We start from the raw sequence: 18,633 nt of genomic DNA on the forward strand, positions 1-18,633 counted from the left end.
ATGTCTGCGTTGCTGCAATCCATTTTTTTAGTTAGCACACCACAATACACCACGACGCGGCCCGATACTCCTTTGTCGCGCTCTGACCACTTTCGTCGCGTGAAGCCGCCGTTCCCCGAATGGCACATTAATAGATCTCGAAGCGAGAGTGTATTTACTCTGCTCCGTACCGATGCCTACACTTGTTCTGAATCATTTTGTGATAGTTCGTGTGCCCTTGAACCATTTGATTCTGGGAGCATTCACCAGAGGGATGGTAGATCGTTTTCGCCAACCATGTCACAGGTCAGACAGAAACCGGAAGGATTTGCCAATCAACGAATTCTCCTCGTTGAAGATGACGCCGAACTGCGCCACTCCCTGGGACTTGTGCTGAGTCAGCTTTCGTCTGAAGTGGAGGCTGTGCCGGACGGTGAGGCCGCAATTGCCCGCCTGCGCAACTCCATATTCGACGTGCTAATCACTGACCTGCGTCTTCCCGGCTTCTCGGGCGAAGAGGTTATCACCCAGGCGAAAGCCATCTATCCCGACTTGATTGTCATAGTGGTTACCGGCCACGCCGATATCGGAAGCGCAGTACGTATGATGAAGCTGGGCGCCGCGGACTACATCCAGAAGCCATTTCTAAAGGAAGAGTTGGTTCTCCGGCTCAAGAAAGCCGTTGAGGATCGCCGTCTGCGCTGGGATTCTCGCGCTCTGGAAGAAAAGAGCCGCAAGAGTTCGCTTACGCAACTGATCGGTGACGGCCCAGCTTTTAGCCGCGTTAAAGAGTTAATCATGAGTGTCGCGCCAAAGCGCAGCACCGTGCTGCTGGTTGGTGAAACGGGCACAGGGAAGGAACTAGTCGCACGGGCCATTCATCAGAACAGCCAGCGCAAGGATTACCCCATGGTCTCAGTCAACTGCGGCGCGATACCGGGTAACCTCATGGAAGATGAGTTTTTTGGCCATGAAAATGGCTCTTTCACCGATGCGCATCAGTTGCGCATGGGCCGGTTTGAGCAGGCCAACCGCGGCACATTGTTTCTTGACGAAATTGGCACGATGCCTGTCGATCTTCAGGGTAAGCTTCTGAGGGTATTGCAAGAGCGCGAGTGCCAGCGCATCGGCGGCAGCCAGACCATCAAGCTGGATGTTCGATTCATCGCCGCGACGAATATCAATATAGAAGCGAAGGTGCGTGATGGAGCATTCCGCGAGGATCTCTATTACCGCCTGAATGTATTCCCGATTTTCCTTCCGTCGTTGCGAGAGAGGCGCGAGGATATTCCGCTCCTTTCGCTGCATTTGCTCGAAAAAATTGCGGTCATCGAGGGACTCGCGACGAAACAGATTTCGCAGGACGCTCTAAAATTTCTAATGGCCTACGATTGGCCCGGAAACGTTCGTCAGCTTGAAAATGTGCTGGAGATGGCCATCATCCTGGCCGGGGATCGTGACTATCTGTTGCCTGACGATCTTCCTCCCCTTTGCCGTTCCGGAGTAGCCGACGATCCCATCCCCCGTATCGAAGTGCCTCCCGAAGGCGTCGATCTGAATCAGCTGGTATCGCAATATGAACGCGCGCTGATCGAAGAGGGTCTACGGCTCTCGAATGGCCGCCGCACCCAGGCCGCCATATTGCTGGGTCTCAAGCGGACCACGTTGCTGGAAAAGATGAAACGCTTCGAGCAGCACGCAGTTAATGCGTAATAGGCTGTGGCCGGGGTTAAGCCACTCGCAATCGTTGGAATTTGTCGCCAGCCACCAGCCATTCCTAAAAAAGCCCGGGCAGGCCGTCGATGCTGACGGCATTGTGCTGTCGGCAATATTCAGCTACTCCATCTGCGCCCCGCTTCTCAGCGGCGGTCAGTAGTTGGTGGCGATGTGCTTCAAAGCGGAATAGCGGCACCGCAAAGCCGCAGGAGTCGGCGATGCGATCCAGCTCCACCCGAATGATCGACCGTGTGCCGGGGTATGCGGGGAATAGCGCCCGTAACCGCGGGAACTCGGAGTGAGCCTGGTCGGTGGACACACCCTTGCCATAAAGGCGGACGATCCGCGGTGGGCCGTCGAATGCACAAAGCATTATCGTAATGCGCCCGTTTTGGCGGAGATGCGCGACGGTCTCGATCCCGCTGCCGTAGAGGTCCAGGTAGGCCAGTGATTTTGGGCCGAGGATGCGCAGTGAGTCATGCCCTTTGGGTGAGACATTAATGTGTCCTTCAGTCCCAGTGGGGGCCGTCGCCACAAAGAACAATTTTTGCGCCTCGATAAACTGCTTCAGGTCGTCGCTCATTTCCGCGTGAGTCTTTCCCATAGTTCTCCTTCGTTCGACATCACCTTGAACGGCAATCAATTTTGAATGCCGAGTAAGTTCTCAACAGTATGATCCAGTCCAAGATTTTAGATCAACCCGGAATAGGGACTTTCGGTCCTAATTCACGAATCGTCCTATTGCAACCTGCAAAACTGTCGTAACCTTGATTTTGATTAATAGGATTGCTCATTCGTTGCACAGGGCGGTTACTGAGAGTTGCGTCCGCCGAAAGAGCGCCACCGTCGGAAAATAAACTTGCGCATTCTACACATTGATACCGGCATGGGCTGGCGCGGCGGACAGCAGCAGGTTTTATGGCTGCTGGAGGGAGCGCAGGTTCGCAGCCTGGATCAAGTTCTCCTGGTTCCGGAGGGCTCGGAACTGGCCCGTCGGGCCGCGCCATTGCAGCGTGTCGGGCGCGATCTCTCGGGATTGGAGATGGTCCACCTGTCTTCCTCTTCCGGAAGAATCCTCTCGATCGATAATGCCAGACGAGTTCGAGAGGCGGCGCACGGGGTCGATCTGATCCACGCTCACGACGCGCACGCACACACCTTGGCGTGGGCCGCTCAAAAAATGACAAATGGGAAATTCCCGCCAGTCGTGGTTGCTCGGCGAGTGGCGTTTCCCATTCGTCTCCTGGGCCGCTGGAAGAATCGGCAGCCAGCCTGGTTCATTGCCGTCTCAGAATTCGTCCGAAGGCAGATAGTGGCATCGGGTATCCCACCCAGCCGCGCGCGCGTGATATACGATGGAGTCCGCGTTCCTTCAGAACTGCCGAGGCGAATTGAACGCCTGCAGCGGCGAAGGGAACTGGGCATTACAGACGACAATTTTGTGCTTGGTGCGCTATCCAGCCTCTCGCCAGAGAAGTTGTTGGACGAGACAGTGCAGCTTCTAAGTGTGATGCCGTCTAATGTTCGCTTTGTTCTGGGCATTCCCGCGTCTCAAGCGAGTTCTCCGGAAGCCGTGCGGATTAAACGGCTGGCCGAGGAGAGTGGGTGCGGTACCCGATATCAGTTGCTGGGAGTTGCATCCAATGCAGACAGACTGCTGCAATCCCTCGATGCCTTTGTATATTTGAGCAAGTCGGAAGGGCTGGGATCGGCCATCTTGCTGGCCATGGCGCATGGGCTGCCGGTAGTAGCAAGCCGCGTGGGCGGCATTCCGGAGATTGTCCAGCATCAGCGCACAGGACTGCTGGTGGACCCCGATGCGGATGGTTGGATCCGCCCGCTTGTCGCAGCTGTTGAGCGGCTTCAGGAGTCAGCCGAGATGCGTCATCGCTATGGCACATCGGGGCGGGAGTTCGTTCTGGAATATGCGACCAGTGATAAGATGGTGGCCCGGACCGTGACATTGTACGAAGAAATTCTTGCTTGCGGCTTGGCAGAAAGCGGACAGGTTTGATCGTGATTCCCGCCCTCGCATTCCTCTACGGAGCCATCATTGGAAGCTTCCTTAATGTTTGCATCCTCCGGCTTCCGCAGGGTGAAAGCGTAGTCTCGCCTCGTTCGCGCTGTCCGCGCTGTAAGAACGCCATCGCTCCCTATGACAACATTCCAATCATCAGTTGGTTAATTCTTGGTGGCCGCTGCCGTGGTTGCCGGGAACCCATCTCGCCTCTTTATCCCATGGTGGAATTTGCCAGCGGTGTGCTGTTTTTTGTGGCTGTCCTGCGGTATGGACTATCGTGGGAATTTGCCAAGATGGCCGTGTTCAGCGCCCTTCTGGTGGTTCTTGTTATAACGGATTGGCGGGAGCGCATTCTTCCGGACAAGGTTAATTTCCCGGGGATAGCCATAGGGGTTCTATTCAGCCTGGTGGTGCCGGTAGGCGACGGTGCCGGAGCCTTTCTCGTTCGCATGTCAGGAATAGAGCGGTTGCCCGTTGCGGCTATCTCTTTGCTCGATGCGCTGCTCGGCGCACTGGCTGGCGGAGGGCTACTTTACCTGATCGGCGAACTTTATTACCTGCTTCGGCATCAAGAGGGCATGGGGTTTGGCGACGTTAAAATGATGGCCATGGTAGGCATATTTCTCGGGCCGAAATTGACTTTATTCACAATCTTCATGGCGTCAGTTATGGGAGCCTTGGCGGGCGGCCTGTTCTTGCTGGTTTCCCAAAAAGAGTCGAACTACGAACTGCCGTTCGGCACTTTTCTGGGATTTTCCGCATGGGTAGCCCCCTATTGGGGAATTCGTGTTCTGGATTGGTACCTTGGCCTCTTCCGCTAGTCCATTGCTCCGCTCGATGTTCCGGATTCGGTAATGTATAGGCAGTATCCTTGGACTCCGCCTATCTTGATTTACGCCGATTTCGGGGAGTACACTCGGCTTAGAAGAGTCTTTATCGGCAAAGGCTAGGAGGTATGCATGATTACAAATACCAGTGGGACATTCCGAGTGGGGGCTGGGCTGGTCCTGTCCTGTATTTTATTGTCAATGACCGGGGACGCCCAATCACTGGCTGAGCTATCCCGGCAAGTACGGGCCAAGAAGAAAGCCGCTGCCGCTAAAGAGTACACGAATGATAATATTCCAGCAATGATACTCGGCTCCACGCCAGAGGGTGCCAGCGCAGATTCGGCCAAGCCCGGAGAGCCGCAGTCCGCCGCAACAGCAGAAAAGAAGCCCGAGGAGGTTGAAAAGGAGTATCGCGATAAAGCCGCCAAGCTGAAGGAAGCTCTTGCTTACGAGGAGCGGCGTCTCGATGTTCTGCAGCGGGAGTTGAACCTTACGCAGCAGCAGTACTATTCCGATCCCAATGTCGCCTTGCGCGAACAGAATAGCCGCGCCGATATCAATAAGAGAACCGAAGAAATTAATCAGCAGAAAGTTGCTGTGGAGAAGGCGAAACAGGCATTCGCCGATCTGGAAGAAGAATTGAAGACGAAGAATTTGCCAATTGGCTGGGCCCGCTAACGCTTCGATGCGTCGCGGCTTTTGATTACGCTCTGGCCCATGCTATTAAAAGCGTGGGCCTTTTGTATTTCAGCGAAAATTCCCTTTCCTGCCTCGGCTACTTTGTTCCTCGATAAATGAAAGCCACGCCACCCGTTAGTTTGTGCTCCTGTACATCACGGAAGCTCGATTCGCGCATCCACTCCGTAAATATATGAGGGGCGGGGAAATGGTCCACGGAGCGGGGCAGGTAAGTGTAAGATTTTTTCGATCCGGATATCCAGCCGCCGACGCGCGGCAGCACATGATGAAAGTAAAAAGAGTAGAAGGGCTTCATGATCCCGCGTGGTTCGGAGAATTCGAGGATGCCCGCTTCGCCGCCCGGGCGCAGGACCCGATGTATCTCCTGTAAACCTGCGCGGTAGTTGACCAGATTGCGAAAGCCAAAAGAACAGACCAGCACGTCGAATGAATTATCGGCGAACGGGAGTTGCAAGGCGTCGGCCTCTGAGACCAATGGCGGCAAAGATCTCTGGCGCAGCTTGTCGCTGGCTCGCGTGATCATGGGATGGGAGAAATCGCTGCAATAGATCGCCGCCGCTCCCTGAGCGGCCAGCGAAAGCGCCTGATCGCCAGTGCCGCAGCAGAGGTCCAGTGCTCGCATGTTCGGTTGCTTTATCCGGGCACGCAGCTGGCGTGAGAGTACGCGGCGCCAGTAACGATCCATCTGAAATGAGAGTAAATGGTTTAGTAGGTCATAGCGTCCCGCGATACCCGTGAACATCGCACGGACATATTGTGACGCGGCTTTCTCTTCGTTAATGCCGGTGGGTCTTGTCCCTGGGGCGGAGCTGGATGGAGGGGTGGCTTTGCTGCTCGTCACTTGCCAGTCCTTTTGCGCTGCTTCGCTCCCGTGGCCGAAGTAACTTCTTTCGATCCGCGTGGAGGAGGCTGGACCGTCTCGAACGGCGCGGTTGCCATAATGGATTCCAGCGCGTGGATCGCTTTGCTGGCGGCGATTCCGCCCACCACCACGACTTCACCGATGCCGCGCGGCAAGACGAAGTGAATTTTCCCGTCGCGGACTTTTTTATCCACTCCGAGGCTGCGTTCAATCGCTTCCATCGAGATACGGCCAAGCGAAGGAACCGGTCCGTAGGACGTAATCAACGCGGAGATGCGCTTGGCTGCGGATTCCGATAGTAGCTTTTCATCCACGGCCAACTTCGTGGCCGCCAGCATTCCCCAACCTACGGCTTCGCCGTGCAAGAATCGCTTATAGCCGGTGGCCGCTTCGATGGCATGCCCGACCGTGTGCCCGAAATTCAGGACGCGGCGCAGGTCGCCCTCTTTTTCATCCTGGCTGACGATGCGGCCTTTGAACCCAGCGCAGGCGTGAATCACATGGCGCAGCGCGGCGGGATTGCCGCCCATCACGCTCACCCGCGCGACCTGCAGGAATTCAAATAAGGCAGGATCGCCGATCACGGCGGTCTTCACTGCCTCAAATAAACCGGCGCGCAGTTCGCGCTCGGGTAGTGTTTTCAAAACCAGCGGATCACAAAGGACCATTTTAGGTTGGTAGAAAGTGCCGACGAGATTCTTGCCGATTTCGAGATTCGCCCCCGTCTTGCCGCCGATGGAGCTATCGACCATGGCTAACATGGTGGTGGGAATCTGTACGCAGTCGATGCCACGCAGATAGATCGACGCGGCGAAGCCGCCCATGTCGCCGGCCACGCCGCCGCCGAAGGCGAGCAGCAGGCTGGAGCGCTCCGCGCCTAGCGCGGCAAGCTGTTCGAGAATCTTCTCTACCGTGGACAGCCGCTTGTGTCGCTCTCCAGAAGGGATGCGGATCACGCCCGGCTCCAGCGGTTTCAGGCCGTTCAGCAGCGTCTTGCCCCACAACTGCCAAACAGTTTCATCGGCCAGTATGAATATTTTCCGGCGTTGTGCCAGCGTCCCCAGGGCAACGCCGACGCGGCTTATCAAGCCTTCTTCAATGCGAATGGTGTAGGAGGCTCCCGGCACATGGACGGATATCTGCGAGGAGGCCGATGAAATTTCGTGGTTCATTTGATTATTATCGCATGGGATGAGGGTGCGAATAGCCGGGCAGATCGAAGGCGGGAATTACTTTTTCACATCAAGAGTAGTCAGGGTGTCCAACACCACCTCGCCGACCACCTGCAGGCTGCGCGGGCTGAGTTTGTCGAGCGCATCCTTCTCAGTGTGCCAGTAAGCATTGTTGGGGCCATAGCTGAAGTCGATCAGATCAACGGAGGGGACGCCGATATCCAGGAACGGCTGGTGATCATCTTCAATAGGAAATTTGTTTTGCGTAAAGTGCTTCGAGTGGCCAAGGCTCTTGGCGGTTGCCCAGACATGATCACTCAGCCAGCCCGTGGAACTGGACTCCTTGACTATGTCGAGGTCGGCGTCGCCGATCAAATCCAGAAGGATAAATGCGCCGATGCGCTTGGCCGTGCCGTCGGCCTTCCAGCGCGCCGCTAGATGGCGGCTGCCAACCAGCGCTTCGTCCTCGTCCCAATCCCAGGGGATGGACTCTTCGCCATCGAAGAATACCAGGCGGACCTCGTGGCTGAAAGATTTTCTGGCCAACAACGGCGCCAGCGCCAGCAGCAGGCCGCTGCTCGATCCGCCGTCATTGGCGCCCACGAATGAGAAGTCCTTCGTGCGTTTGGTGTCGTAGTGCGAGGCGATGACGAATATCCGATCCGTGCGACCGGGGATGCGGCCAATGATGTTGTTCATGGGCAGTGGACCGATTGATGAATCGGCGGTGAAGGAATTGCTCTCGACCGCCACGCCAGCGGACTTCAAGCTGGAGATGATGTACTGCTGCATCTGCTGGTGGGCGTCGGAGCCAGAGGGTCGCGGCCCGAAGCCGACCAGCTTTTCCGTGTGCGCCATGGCCGACTTGCCGAGGGTGTCATTCTGCGCCACCGACAACGCGCCCCAACCGACTAACACGGCAATCCCCGCAGCGGCAACCATCCAGGCGATTTGCCTGAAGAAATGATTGTTCCTGGACCTGGGGGGCTGTGATTTACGGGTCATGCTCTAACTCATTTCCTCGCGTTGTTTGCGCAGCCGGACGACGATGTAGGACATTCCGATGCCCAGGAAGTATAGCCCTGTCAGCGGCGCCGCGAAGAGCATCATTGTCGGCACATCTGGGGTGGGTGTAATGATCGCGGATACCAGGAAGATCAGCAACAGGGCGTAGCGGAAATTGCGCAATAGAAAACCCGGCGTAACCACTCGAAGCAGCGTGAGAAAAAGGATTAGCATCGGCAGCTCGAAGACTAGCGCCAAGCCGAGAATAATCATGATGGCCAGGCTGAAGTATTCGTTTACTGTAATCATGGCTTGGAACTGCTTGGAAAAATCCAACAGGAAGTACAGCGTTGATGGAAACGCGATGTAGTATGCGAAGGCCGCGCCGGCAACGAACAGACCTGTGCAGAGAAAGATGAACGGGAATACGTAGCGCCGCTCTTTGGGATAAAGTCCTGGAGCGATGAATCCCCAAACCTGATAAAGCAAGAATGGGGAAGCCAGGAACAGTCCCATGAAAAATGCCAATTGCACGTATAGCGTGAAGACCCCGGTGGGATTGGTGTATACGAGCTTATCGGGCATGCCTAGGTCACGCATGGTGGAGGTAATGGGCCAGGCGAGCGCGGCATAGATTTCATTGCGGAATGTCCAACTGATGAAGAATCCCACGACTACAGCGATTACAGAATAGATGATGCGGCTGCGCAACTCCTCGAGGTGGCCAAGGAAGGTCATTTTGCCCGGCTCTTCGGGTTCGCTACCGGACTCCCCCCTGTCATTTCCTGAGCCGTCTCCACGCCCGCCGCTGCCATGCACCAGAGCGCCGTTGCTGCCGGAGGACTCCTCCAGCACATGGGCCTCGGCGTCCCAGCCTTCGAATTCCTGTTCAACGGCCTGCTCGGTGACAGCGGACGAGGGCTCTCCCACCAACGAACCAGAGTTCGCCTCGCTGCTGGGAGTACTGCAATCTGGATCAGGATTTAACGGGGTGTTGGACGAGCCATCCAATGTCGGCATCGATTCTCCGGCACTAGACCTTGGGAACTTCTTCTGCGGCGGCGGTAAGGGCATTTCCTGCGGACGTCGCTGCCTGCTTCACATCCTCAATGGCTGACTTGATGGACTGCTGCGGAATTTCAGCGCTCTCTATCTCGCGTTCGATGGTGTTCTTCAGGTCAGAGGAGGCGCGGCGGAACTCCGATATGCCCTTGCCCAGGGACTTGCCCAACTCCGGCAAGCGCTTTGGCCCAAAAATGAGCAGGGCCACCACGAAAATCACAATCATCTCTGGGAATCCGATATTGCCCATGGCCAAAATCCTCTCTTGCTGATGCCACACTAATGGAGAGTATACCCCCCCTATCGTGGCGATTCAAGCGGTGCAACCCAGAAAGAACCCTCTGTTGCAGGAAACCTTTGGTTGCCAGTCCTGCATCTAGTGATATGTGTGCAGTTGCTCGGGAGCAAAGAGTGCCCAGGGATTGGACACAGTGTGAGGCAAGGTCGGCTCAACTTAAGTCATATTGGTTTGAGTGTCGCCGACCCACCTAAAAACTTCAAAAGAATGTCCGTGCTATAATCTGGCGAAGTTTCGATAAGCCAGTAGCGGCCCCAATGCGGCAGATATATGCTTGGCATGGGGACCGGGGTTCCCCCCCCCCGCAAGCGCCACGGACCGGAGGCATTTATATGGAAAATGAAGTACCAGTTCAGGTTGTAATGAGAGGCCGTCGCGCCCTGCCCACCTTGGCTATTGGAATTACCTTGGCCATCGGCATATTGGTCGGCACGCTAGTCTCGCGCGGCGTGCGGGCGGCGCAGAAGTCTTCTGGTGGCACCGACGCGGCTCAGATTGAGTTGCCTTCGCCCGTTCAGTTGTCCACTGTTTTCTCGAAAATATCCAAGGAAATCGCGCCAGCAGTGGTTAACATCAACACCGAATCGTCGCTGCGGACGACCAGCCAGCGGGGCGGTCAGTCTCCTTTCGGCCAGCAGGGTCCGCAGGGGGGCGATCAGCAGGATATGTTCGAGCGGTTCTTCAATTTCGGTCCTTTTGGAGCTGAGCCGCCCGACATGAAACAGCGCAGCTTGGGCTCAGGTGTGATCATTGATCCCAAGGGCTACATCATGACGAATCACCATGTGGTGAACAAGGCGGACAAGATCAAGGTGAAGATTCTTGACGATCCCAAGGTCTATGACGCGAAGATTGTTGGATCGGATCAGGAAACCGACATTGCTGTTATCAAGATCGAGGCCGACAGGCCCTTGAAGTTCGCCAAGGTTGGAAACTCCAACGGCATGAACGTCGGCGATTGGGTCCTTGCCATCGGCAGCCCATTCGGTCTGGATGAGACCGTTACCGCCGGCATCGTCAGCGCCAAAGGCCGCGATATCGGCTCCAGTCAGTTCCAGAAGTTCATTCAAACCGATGCGGCTATTAACCCCGGCAACAGCGGTGGACCACTTGTGAATATGGCCGGCGAAGTCATCGGCATCAACACCGCCATCGCCACCGGTACGGGCAGCTATGCGGGCGTGGGATTCGCGCAGCCTTCGAACGTGGCCATCACGGTCTACAATCAAATCGTGAAGAGCGGTAAAGTAACGCGCGGCTCTCTCGGTGTTTCCTTCCAGAGCAACGACCAGAGCCCTGTGCTGCTGCGTTCGCTGGGAGCTTCCCACGGCGTAGTGGTTACCATGGTGCAGCCGGGTGGGCCTGCGGAAAAGGCCGGGATGAAGCAAGGCGACGTCATCCTCTCCATTGGAGGACATGATGTGAAGGATGGCGATGACCTTGTTGCCACCGTTGCCGATACACCCGTGGGCGAGTCTGTGAATGTTCAGATCATGCGCGATCGCAAGGAGCAAACTCTGAAGGTTGCGATCGGGGATCGCGTGAAAGTCTTTGCGGACCGGCTCGGCACTGGCGAAGCGGAAGGCGCAAGCAGTGAGGAAGGCGCGCCGGCGAAATTCGGCATTTCCATCCAGAACTTGACGCCGGAGACCGCTGGCCGCATGGGCCTCGGCGACGCCAAGGGCGTGCTGGTAACCGTCGTGGAGCCGGACAGCTTCGCCGACGAGGTGGGCCTGTTACGTGGCGACGTGATCCTGTCCGTCAACCATCAGGATGTGAACAAGGTGGACGACCTTCTTAACATCCAGAAGTCCCTGGGCGCGAAGGCGGATGTAGTGTTCCTGATCAAACGGGTTGCCGGAGGGCAGGCCAGCACCCATTATTTGGCTGGAACCCTGCCGTAAACCCGTAACCAAATTCGTGCCGGAATCGATTCCGGGCAGAGAGGACTTCCTTTCTGCCCGGATTTGTTTTATTCTCGCCATCGAGGTGCCATGAGAATCTGGACACTTGTGGTTGTGAAATCTATATTGGTCTCCCTGTTCCTGGTCTTTGTGGTCCAGCCCAATGCCGCGTTTGCTCAGAACCCCAGGAAATCCACTAAGAGGTCTGTCACCCCAACCAAGCCCGCCGCACCCAAAGCTAAGCCAACGAAAAAACGGCCACTGCGGCGCACCGTTCGACGGCGTGTTGTTACCCCAGCCAATCAACGCATGCCCACCAAAGCGCGTTATGCGGAGATACAACAGGCACTCGCTGATGCCGGATACTTTTCCGGCGAGGCAAGTGGGGTCTGGCAGAAGGAAAGCATTGAGGCAATGAAAGCCTTTCAAGACTCCCAGGGATTCGAGCCGACCGGCAAGATTGATGCCCGGAGTCTGATCAAGCTGGGTATGGGGCCTGCCTACGGAAGCGCCGCGACGAATGAATCTGAAGGTGGCGAGGAGCGGGAACCAGGTTAAGCGGCCCTGGTCCAACCGTACCCTACTTAAATTACCTGTTGAGCAGGCACTCTTTCCCGCAATTTGACAGATCGTGAAAGCGAAAAATGTTGCTCACCAATATTCCTGCTCTTGATGGCTCCCTAAAAACAGACGAGGCAACCCGGCAGGCGTTTTCCATGGACCTTTGCCGCAATGTGCAACGAGTACCCTTGGCGGTGTTGCAGCCTGCCTCGGGGAGCGATGTGGTGAAGATCGTCCGCTATGCCAATGAGTGCAACCTGAAGGTAGCCGTGCGCGGGCAGGCGCATTCCCGCTGGGGACAGACGCTCGCGCAGGACGGCATCGTCATCGACTCCAGCACCTTGAATATGGTCTCGGTGTCCGATGCGGGAGTGGCCGAGGCGCAGACTGGCGCTTATTGGAATGATGTGGTCCAGCCAAGTCTCGCGCGTGGCTTGGTTCCGCCCACGCTCGGTACTTGCCTGAAGTTGTCTGTCGGAGGCGTTCTCAACGTAGGCGGGTACAGCAATAGCTCGCACCTCCACGGCGGCATCGTGGACAATGTATTGGAACTTGAAGTGGTAACTGGTGACGGCAGACTTCTCGAATGCTCGGCGCGGCACAACCCGGAATTATTCGAGATGACCCTCGGCGGCATGGGGAATGTCGCCGTCATGGTGCGCGCCAAGATCAGGCTCATGCCCGCGCCGGAACAGGTCGTTCGCCAGGACCTTTTCTACGATGACCTCGCCGCCTTCGTGACTGACGCCAGCCACTTGGCGCGCAGCCAACTATTTGATCACTTGAATTCGCGCGCGACCCGCCGGAGCGATGGCTGCTGGGTGTACTCGATCAACGTCGGCAAGTTTTATCACCGTGGCCAGGAGCCGGAATGGACCATCCTGCCGGAGGGGTTGGCCCGTAAAGAGAATTTGTCGTTCTCGTTCCGGTCCGAGCCGCTGCGGGCCGCGTTTGTAGATTATTTGGATAGGGAAGTGGGCAAGAATTCCGCTGATCTGGAATCCCGCCGCACGAATCCGCGGCGCGAGCCCTCCATAGCGATGATCTTCCCGGCATCGGCCACCAAGGAATTCATGGAGTATTTGGCCGCCACCCCAGCGGACATGGGCGCACTAGCCGACTTTCAATTAAACGCCTACAATGTTCGCCTGCACCAGCGTCCGCTTTACAAGTTCCCCGACGAGGATGTCGCCTTCGGCTTCTGGCTCTATCCGCGCAACGTTGCGCTGGACGATGACGCGGCTTTTCAGAATGCCCTGGAGGTGAATCAGCGCATGTTGGAGCGCATGCGCGCAGTGGGCGGCAAGGCCTACCTCCCTTACGCGCCGTATCAAACAGCGCAGGAGTGGCAGGAGCACTACGGATCGGAAGTGTGGAAGCGGTTGCAGGTGGCCATGCAGGCCTATGATCCGAACCGAGTGCTTGGTCCATCTCTGGGCGCTTTCGATTAGGGATTAACTACGTAATCTGGCATGCAACAAATATGCATACCGCACCGCCGCGGTAGCAGACAATTTCCGTATTCTTCAACCTCGCCTCGCGGTAGAATCCTTTGACGGGTGGCAGGCGGTGGATGTCGATTATATTGGCGGTTTGCATTGCGCCAAGAGAGAACTACTTCGCAAGAGAGGGACACATGAAAGCCAAACTTATAGTAGCGATGCTTAGCCTCGCCGCGCTTGCAGGAATTTCGTGCTCCCGTCCGCCTGAAGCGGCCACCGAGATTGTCATTGGCGAATACGGGTCGCTGACCGGCACTACGGCGACCTTCGGCAAATCCACCAAGAACGGCATTGATTTGGCAATCGATGAAATCAATAAGCAGGGTGGCGTTCTCGGCAAACAGATCCGTGTAGTTGTTGAGGATGATCAAGGCAAGCCCGAAGAGGCGCAGACTGTGGTCACTAAGCTGATCACGCGCGATCGCGTTGTCGCCATTCTCGGCGAGGTGGCGTCCTCGCGCACTCTGGCCGCCGCGCCTGTTGCTCAGCAAAACAGGATTCCGATGATCACCCCATCCTCCACCAATCCCCGAGTTACCCAGATTGGCGATTACATTTTCCGCACCTGCTTCATTGACCCGTTTCAGGGGTTCGTGATGGCCAAGTTTGCCAGTACCACATTGAAGGTCAAGAATGTCGCCATTCTGCGCGACATCAAGAACGATTACTCGGTTGGCCTTGCTGATGTGTTTGTTGAGAATTTCACCAAGATGGGGGGCCTGATCGTCTCCGATTTGAGCTACAGCGAAGGAGACACGGATTTCGGTGCTCAGCTCACCGCGATGAAGGCTAAAAAGCCAGAAGCCATCTTCATCCCTGGATATTACACTGAGGTCGGATTGATCGCCCGGCAAGCTCAGAAGCTGGGTATAACCATCCCCATGCTCGGTGGAGACGGCTGGGATTCGCCGAAGCTGTGGGAGATCGGTGGCGAAGCGCTCAACGGTTCTTATTATTCCAACCATACTTCCATGGACGATCCTAGTCCGGTCATTCAGAAGTTTGTTGCTGATTACAAAGCGCGTTTTAATGAGTTGCCGGATTCGCTGGGCGCGAACGCCTACGATTCAGCCCGTATCCTGGTCGATGCCATTCGCCGCGCCGGCACCACTGAGTCGGCAAAACTGCGCGATGCTCTGGCCCAGACGAAAGACTTTCCCGGAATTGCCGGCCCCATCACCATTGATGCCAACCGCAACGCGGTGAAACCGGCTGTCATCCTTCGCGTCAACAACGGGAAGCTGGATTTCGTTGAGAGAGTTACCCCGTAAGCCTCTGTGTTATGACGGCCAGTGAGGGCGCCGCCACTCCCTTGCGGCTGGCCTGTGCCTGCGTAACCTCCGCCGTGGGTACTGTGGCTTCCTCCCGCATTCCAAATTGGGTACCATAGCCGCTGGATAGTCTTCCCCAAAAGGCGCGGGCAAGTTAAGCTGAACAGCATGGCCACTTTTCTGCAGCAGTTGATCAATGGCATCTCGCAGGGCAGCGCCTATGCGCTGATTGCACTCGGCTACACGATGGTCTACGGAGTGCTTCGGCTGATCAATTTCGCCCATGGCGACGTCTACATGTTCGGCGCTTACATGGGTTTTTATCTGGCCAATAATAAGTGGATTCAGTCGAACGTTGGAACCTCAACGGCCGGCGCTGTCGTGGTGATGGTGGGCGCGATGGCGCTTTCGGCGGGATTGGGTATAGTCATCGAGCGGTTCGCATATCGCCCCGGGCGAAGCGGCGCGCGCTTCACGCTGGCGTTTTGGCTCGGAATCGTTGGTGCCGGGATCGGGCATCTCGTCCGCCCCAACCTTTTTTCGCTCGCCGTCGGCGCGGGCGTCGGCATTTTTCTCGGAGTAATTCTTGAGCAAGCCGGCCTGAAACCGGTGCGACAAAACTCGCGTCTCTCGCTGCTGATAATCGCCATCGGAGTTTCGCTGGTCATGGAAAATGGTGGCCAGCAGGTATTCGGAGTCGACCCCAAATTTTTCCCGCAGATCATTTCCACCACGCTCTGGCATGTAGGAGAGCTGACCATCGATAGCCAGAAGGTGATCGTGCTGGCTGTCTCAATTCTATTGATGATCCTGCTGAACCTGTTTGTGAAGTACACCAAGACGGGCAAGGCCATGCGCGCCGTGTCTTTCAATTTGGATGCCGCCAGGTTGATGGGTATCAATACGGATCGCATCATTGCGCTGACCTTTGCGATCGGCTCGGCGCTGGCCGCCGCCGGAGGCATTCTTGTCTCGCTGTTGTATCCGAAAATCGATCCATTGATGGGCATCATGCCCGGCCTCAAGGCTTTTGTCGCGGCGGTGCTGGGAGGAATCGGCAACATCACCGGTGCCATGCTGGGCGGATTGATCGTGGGCATGGCCGAGGTTATGGCCGTTGGCTACGGACAATCCACTTACCGGGATGCCATCGCCTTCATCATTCTCATCTTGATATTGCTGCTGAAGCCCGCCGGAATTATGGGTAAGGGCGTGGTGGAAAAAGTATGAGGAAGTGGGTCTACTGGTTGGTCGCCATCGCCGCCCTGGCGGGCTTGCAAGCCAGCTTGAAAGGCCTGATTGGGGCCTACAACTACCAGATCGTCATCCTCGTCGGCATCAACATTATTCTCGCCGTCAGCCTGAATTTGATCAATGGAGTAACCGGCCAGTTTTCTATTGGCCACGCCGGATTTTACGCCGTCGGCGCGTATGCCTCCGCCGCAGTGGTCTTCTATGGCGGCCCCTCGATTCGCGCCGCAATCGCCTTCTTGCCGGCGATGGCGCAGGACGGCGTGCTGTTGCTGCTCGGGTCTTTCGCCGCTGCCGTCGTTGCTGGACTAGCCGGCTTGGCCGTGGGCATACCCTCGCTGCGTTTGCGAGGAGACTACTTGGCCATTGTCACTTTGGGATTTGGTGAGATCATTCGCGTGCTCATCCTGAACCTCGACTTCATCGGTGGCTCACGGGGCTTTTCAGGCATCCCGCAACTCAGCAATTTCTTCTGGGTATACCTTGCTGTTCTGATTACCATCATCTCCATACACAATCTAGTGCATTCCAGTTACGGCCGCGCCTTCGTTTCAGTTCGTGACGATGAGATTGCCGCCGAGGCCATGGGCGTTGATACCACGCGCATCAAAGTGATGTCGTTCGTCATCAGTTCCATGTTCGCGGGGATCGCCGGAAGCCTGTTCGGCCATTACACCATGTACCTGCATCCCAACTCGTTTCTGTTCACTACGTCATTCAACATCATCATCATGATTGTCATCGGGGGCCTCGGCAGCATTGAAGGCGCGGTGCTGGGAGCGATTCTCATCACCATCATCCTGGAAGTATTCCGCGAATTCGGAGCGATGCGCTTGGTCAACTTTTCAATCTTGCTGGTCTTGATCATGTTGTATCGGCCCCAGGGGTTGCTGGGCACATGGACCGTATTCAAGAAGAAGGGCAGCGCTGCTCCGGCGAATTAGACTATGGGCATTCTGGACATCAAGGCCTGCACGAAACGGTTCGGCGGACTGGTCGCCGTCAAGGACCTGAACATGTCCCTTCAGCCGGGCGACCTCTATGGCCTGATCGGGCCGAATGGTGCGGGCAAGACCACGATCTTCAATTTGATCACGGGCGTCTACGCGCCCGACGAAGGCTCCATCGTGCTCGATGGGATGGCGATCCATAGGCGGAAGCCCTCCGCCATCGCGCGGTTGGGGATGTCGCGGACATTCCAGAACATCCGCTTGTTTCAGAGCATGACCGTTCTCGAAAATGTGAAGCTCGCCCGGCACATGCGGAAAAGGCAGGGATTGCTGGATGCGATCGTGCGCACCGATCAGTTGAAAGAGGAAGAGAAAGAAGTCGAGCACGATGCCTTCGAGCTGCTGAAGATATTTAATCTCGACGCGCGGGCGCATGAGCTGGCTCGCAACCTCCCCTACGGCTCGCAGCGGCGCCTGGAGATCACTCGCGCGCTGGCGACCAAACCCAAAGTGTTGCTGCTCGATGAGCCGGCGGCGGGCATGAATCCGCAGGAAGCGCGCGAGCTGATGCGATTGATCCAGTGGAGCCGCGACCAGTTCCAGATTACGATCCTGCTGGTCGAGCACAACATGCAGGTGGTGATGGGCGTGTGCGAGAAAATCCAGGTGGTCGATTACGGCGAAACCATCGCGCTCGGCAGTCCGCGGGAAATTCAGGACGATCCGAAGGTGATCGAAGCCTACCTTGGGGGAGCCTAATGCCGCACCAAATGTCCGATGTGATGCTGGAATTGAAAAATGTTTCTAGCGGCTACGGCGCTATTGAGGCGCTGAAGTCAGTGAACCTGCGCATCGAGCAGGGGGAGATCGTTACCCTAATCGGGGCCAACGGCGCCGGCAAATCCACCACGCTGCGCAGCATCACCGGGCTTGTCCCGCCCGTCTCCGGCGACATCCTGTTTGAAGGCCGGCGGCTGAACGATCTACCCACTCACAAAATAGTCGCGCTCGGCATCTCGATGGCCCCGGAGGGCCGCGCGATTTTTGCCAATCTCACTGTCGCGGAAAACCTGGAGTTGGGCGCATACCTACAGCACGATCAAGCCCAGAACGAAAGGCAGTTGGATCGAGTTCTCACCCTGTTTCCGCGCCTGGCGGAACGGCGGAAGCAACAGGGTGGAACTTTGAGTGGAGGCGAGCAGCAGATGCTGGCCATCGGGCGCGCGCTAATGTCGCGCCCGCGTCTGCTGCTGCTCGACGAGCCGTCGCTAGGTCTGGCGCCGCTGCTGGTGCATACAATATTTGCCGCGATTGACGCCATCAATAAAGAGGGCACCACCATCCTGCTGGTGGAGCAGAACGCCAACGCCGCGCTGAAGCATTCGCATCGCGCCTACGTGCTGGAGACCGGCTGCATCGTCATGGAAGGCCCATCCCAACAATTGGCCAGCGATCCGCGCGTAAGAGAAGCCTACCTCGGCGAGAAATGAGAGCGGCTTGCCGATTTAATCCGCAATTCGGAATCGTCCTTCTTGATCTTGAGCAAGTGAG

General features: G+C 56.7%; 18 protein-coding genes. 12 read left to right on the forward strand and 6 right to left on the reverse strand.

The window, feature by feature from the left end:
• A complete protein-coding gene (locus EXQ56_03780) occupies positions 1-1,692 on the forward strand; it encodes a sigma-54-dependent Fis family transcriptional regulator (GenBank protein ID MSO19571.1) in 1,692 nt (563 codons plus the stop codon).
• Between the two features lie 64 nt (positions 1,693-1,756).
• Here the strand turns inward: EXQ56_03780 and EXQ56_03785 are convergent, their stop codons facing one another.
• Complete coding sequence (locus EXQ56_03785; GenBank protein ID MSO19572.1) at positions 1,757-2,299, reverse strand: pyridoxamine 5'-phosphate oxidase family protein; 543 nt, start codon at positions 2,297-2,299, stop codon at positions 1,757-1,759.
• A gap of 255 nt (positions 2,300-2,554) precedes the next feature.
• Between EXQ56_03785 and EXQ56_03790 the strand changes: the two genes are divergently transcribed.
• From EXQ56_03790 to EXQ56_03800, 3 genes are all read left to right on the forward strand, one after another.
• Positions 2,555-3,709 (forward strand): glycosyltransferase family 1 protein, encoded by a 1,155-nt coding sequence (locus EXQ56_03790; protein ID MSO19573.1) that lies wholly within the window; start codon positions 2,555-2,557, stop codon positions 3,707-3,709.
• Complete coding sequence (locus EXQ56_03795) at positions 3,706-4,536, forward strand: prepilin peptidase (GenBank protein MSO19574.1); 831 nt, start codon at positions 3,706-3,708, stop codon at positions 4,534-4,536. The genes EXQ56_03790 and EXQ56_03795 overlap by 4 nt, the downstream gene beginning before the upstream one ends.
• 138 nt (positions 4,537-4,674) lie before the next feature.
• Positions 4,675-5,223 (forward strand): hypothetical protein, encoded by a 549-nt coding sequence (locus tag EXQ56_03800; GenBank protein ID MSO19575.1) that lies wholly within the window; start codon positions 4,675-4,677, stop codon positions 5,221-5,223.
• A gap of 97 nt (positions 5,224-5,320) precedes the next feature.
• On the opposite strand, the gene EXQ56_03805 is transcribed toward EXQ56_03800, so the two are convergent.
• The 5 genes from EXQ56_03805 to EXQ56_03825 all read right to left on the reverse strand — a co-directional run bounded on the left by EXQ56_03805 (position 5,321) and on the right by EXQ56_03825 (position 9,595).
• On the reverse strand, positions 5,321-6,085 hold the full coding sequence (locus tag EXQ56_03805; GenBank protein MSO19576.1) for a ubiquinone/menaquinone biosynthesis methyltransferase: 765 nt from the start codon (positions 6,083-6,085) through the stop codon (positions 5,321-5,323).
• Complete coding sequence (aroB, locus tag EXQ56_03810) at positions 6,082-7,278, reverse strand: 3-dehydroquinate synthase (protein ID MSO19577.1); 1,197 nt, start codon at positions 7,276-7,278, stop codon at positions 6,082-6,084. Before aroB ends, EXQ56_03805 begins: the two co-directional genes overlap by 4 nt.
• A 57-nt stretch (positions 7,279-7,335) precedes the next feature.
• On the reverse strand, positions 7,336-8,283 hold the full coding sequence (locus EXQ56_03815) for a M28 family peptidase (protein MSO19578.1): 948 nt from the start codon (positions 8,281-8,283) through the stop codon (positions 7,336-7,338).
• Positions 8,284-8,286: 3 nt separating this feature from the next.
• A complete protein-coding gene (gene tatC / locus EXQ56_03820) occupies positions 8,287-9,021 on the reverse strand; it encodes a twin-arginine translocase subunit TatC (GenBank protein ID MSO19579.1) in 735 nt (244 codons plus the stop codon).
• A 295-nt stretch (positions 9,022-9,316) separates the two neighbouring features.
• On the reverse strand, positions 9,317-9,595 hold the full coding sequence (locus EXQ56_03825) for a TatA/E family twin arginine-targeting protein translocase (GenBank protein ID MSO19580.1): 279 nt from the start codon (positions 9,593-9,595) through the stop codon (positions 9,317-9,319).
• Between the two features lie 305 nt (positions 9,596-9,900).
• Between EXQ56_03825 and EXQ56_03830 the strand changes: the two genes are divergently transcribed.
• From EXQ56_03830 to EXQ56_03865, 8 genes are all read left to right on the forward strand, one after another.
• Positions 9,901-11,547 carry a Do family serine endopeptidase gene (locus tag EXQ56_03830; protein MSO19581.1) on the forward strand — a complete coding sequence of 549 codons (1,647 nt, stop codon included), beginning with the start codon at positions 9,901-9,903 and terminating at the stop codon, positions 11,545-11,547.
• Between the two features lie 90 nt (positions 11,548-11,637).
• Positions 11,638-12,105 carry a hypothetical protein gene (locus EXQ56_03835; GenBank protein ID MSO19582.1) on the forward strand — a complete coding sequence of 156 codons (468 nt, stop codon included), beginning with the start codon at positions 11,638-11,640 and terminating at the stop codon, positions 12,103-12,105.
• A gap of 86 nt (positions 12,106-12,191) precedes the next feature.
• Complete coding sequence (locus tag EXQ56_03840) at positions 12,192-13,559, forward strand: FAD-binding protein (GenBank protein MSO19583.1); 1,368 nt, start codon at positions 12,192-12,194, stop codon at positions 13,557-13,559.
• A gap of 185 nt (positions 13,560-13,744) precedes the next feature.
• Positions 13,745-14,881 carry an ABC transporter substrate-binding protein gene (locus EXQ56_03845; GenBank protein ID MSO19584.1) on the forward strand — a complete coding sequence of 379 codons (1,137 nt, stop codon included), beginning with the start codon at positions 13,745-13,747 and terminating at the stop codon, positions 14,879-14,881.
• A gap of 168 nt (positions 14,882-15,049) precedes the next feature.
• Positions 15,050-16,111 carry a branched-chain amino acid ABC transporter permease gene (locus EXQ56_03850; protein ID MSO19585.1) on the forward strand — a complete coding sequence of 354 codons (1,062 nt, stop codon included), beginning with the start codon at positions 15,050-15,052 and terminating at the stop codon, positions 16,109-16,111.
• On the forward strand, positions 16,108-17,076 hold the full coding sequence (locus tag EXQ56_03855) for a branched-chain amino acid ABC transporter permease (GenBank protein MSO19586.1): 969 nt from the start codon (positions 16,108-16,110) through the stop codon (positions 17,074-17,076). Before EXQ56_03850 ends, EXQ56_03855 begins: the two co-directional genes overlap by 4 nt.
• A 3-nt stretch (positions 17,077-17,079) precedes the next feature.
• Positions 17,080-17,841 carry an ABC transporter ATP-binding protein gene (locus EXQ56_03860; protein MSO19587.1) on the forward strand — a complete coding sequence of 254 codons (762 nt, stop codon included), beginning with the start codon at positions 17,080-17,082 and terminating at the stop codon, positions 17,839-17,841.
• A gap of 11 nt (positions 17,842-17,852) precedes the next feature.
• Positions 17,853-18,572, forward strand: coding sequence for an ABC transporter ATP-binding protein (locus tag EXQ56_03865; GenBank protein MSO19588.1), 720 nt, complete (start codon positions 17,853-17,855; stop codon positions 18,570-18,572).
• The last annotated feature ends 61 nt before the right edge of the window (positions 18,573-18,633 follow it).

This window comes from Acidobacteriota bacterium (assembly GCA_009691245.1).
In the GTDB taxonomy this organism is placed as follows: domain Bacteria; phylum Acidobacteriota; class Terriglobia; order 2-12-FULL-54-10; family 2-12-FULL-54-10; genus SHUM01.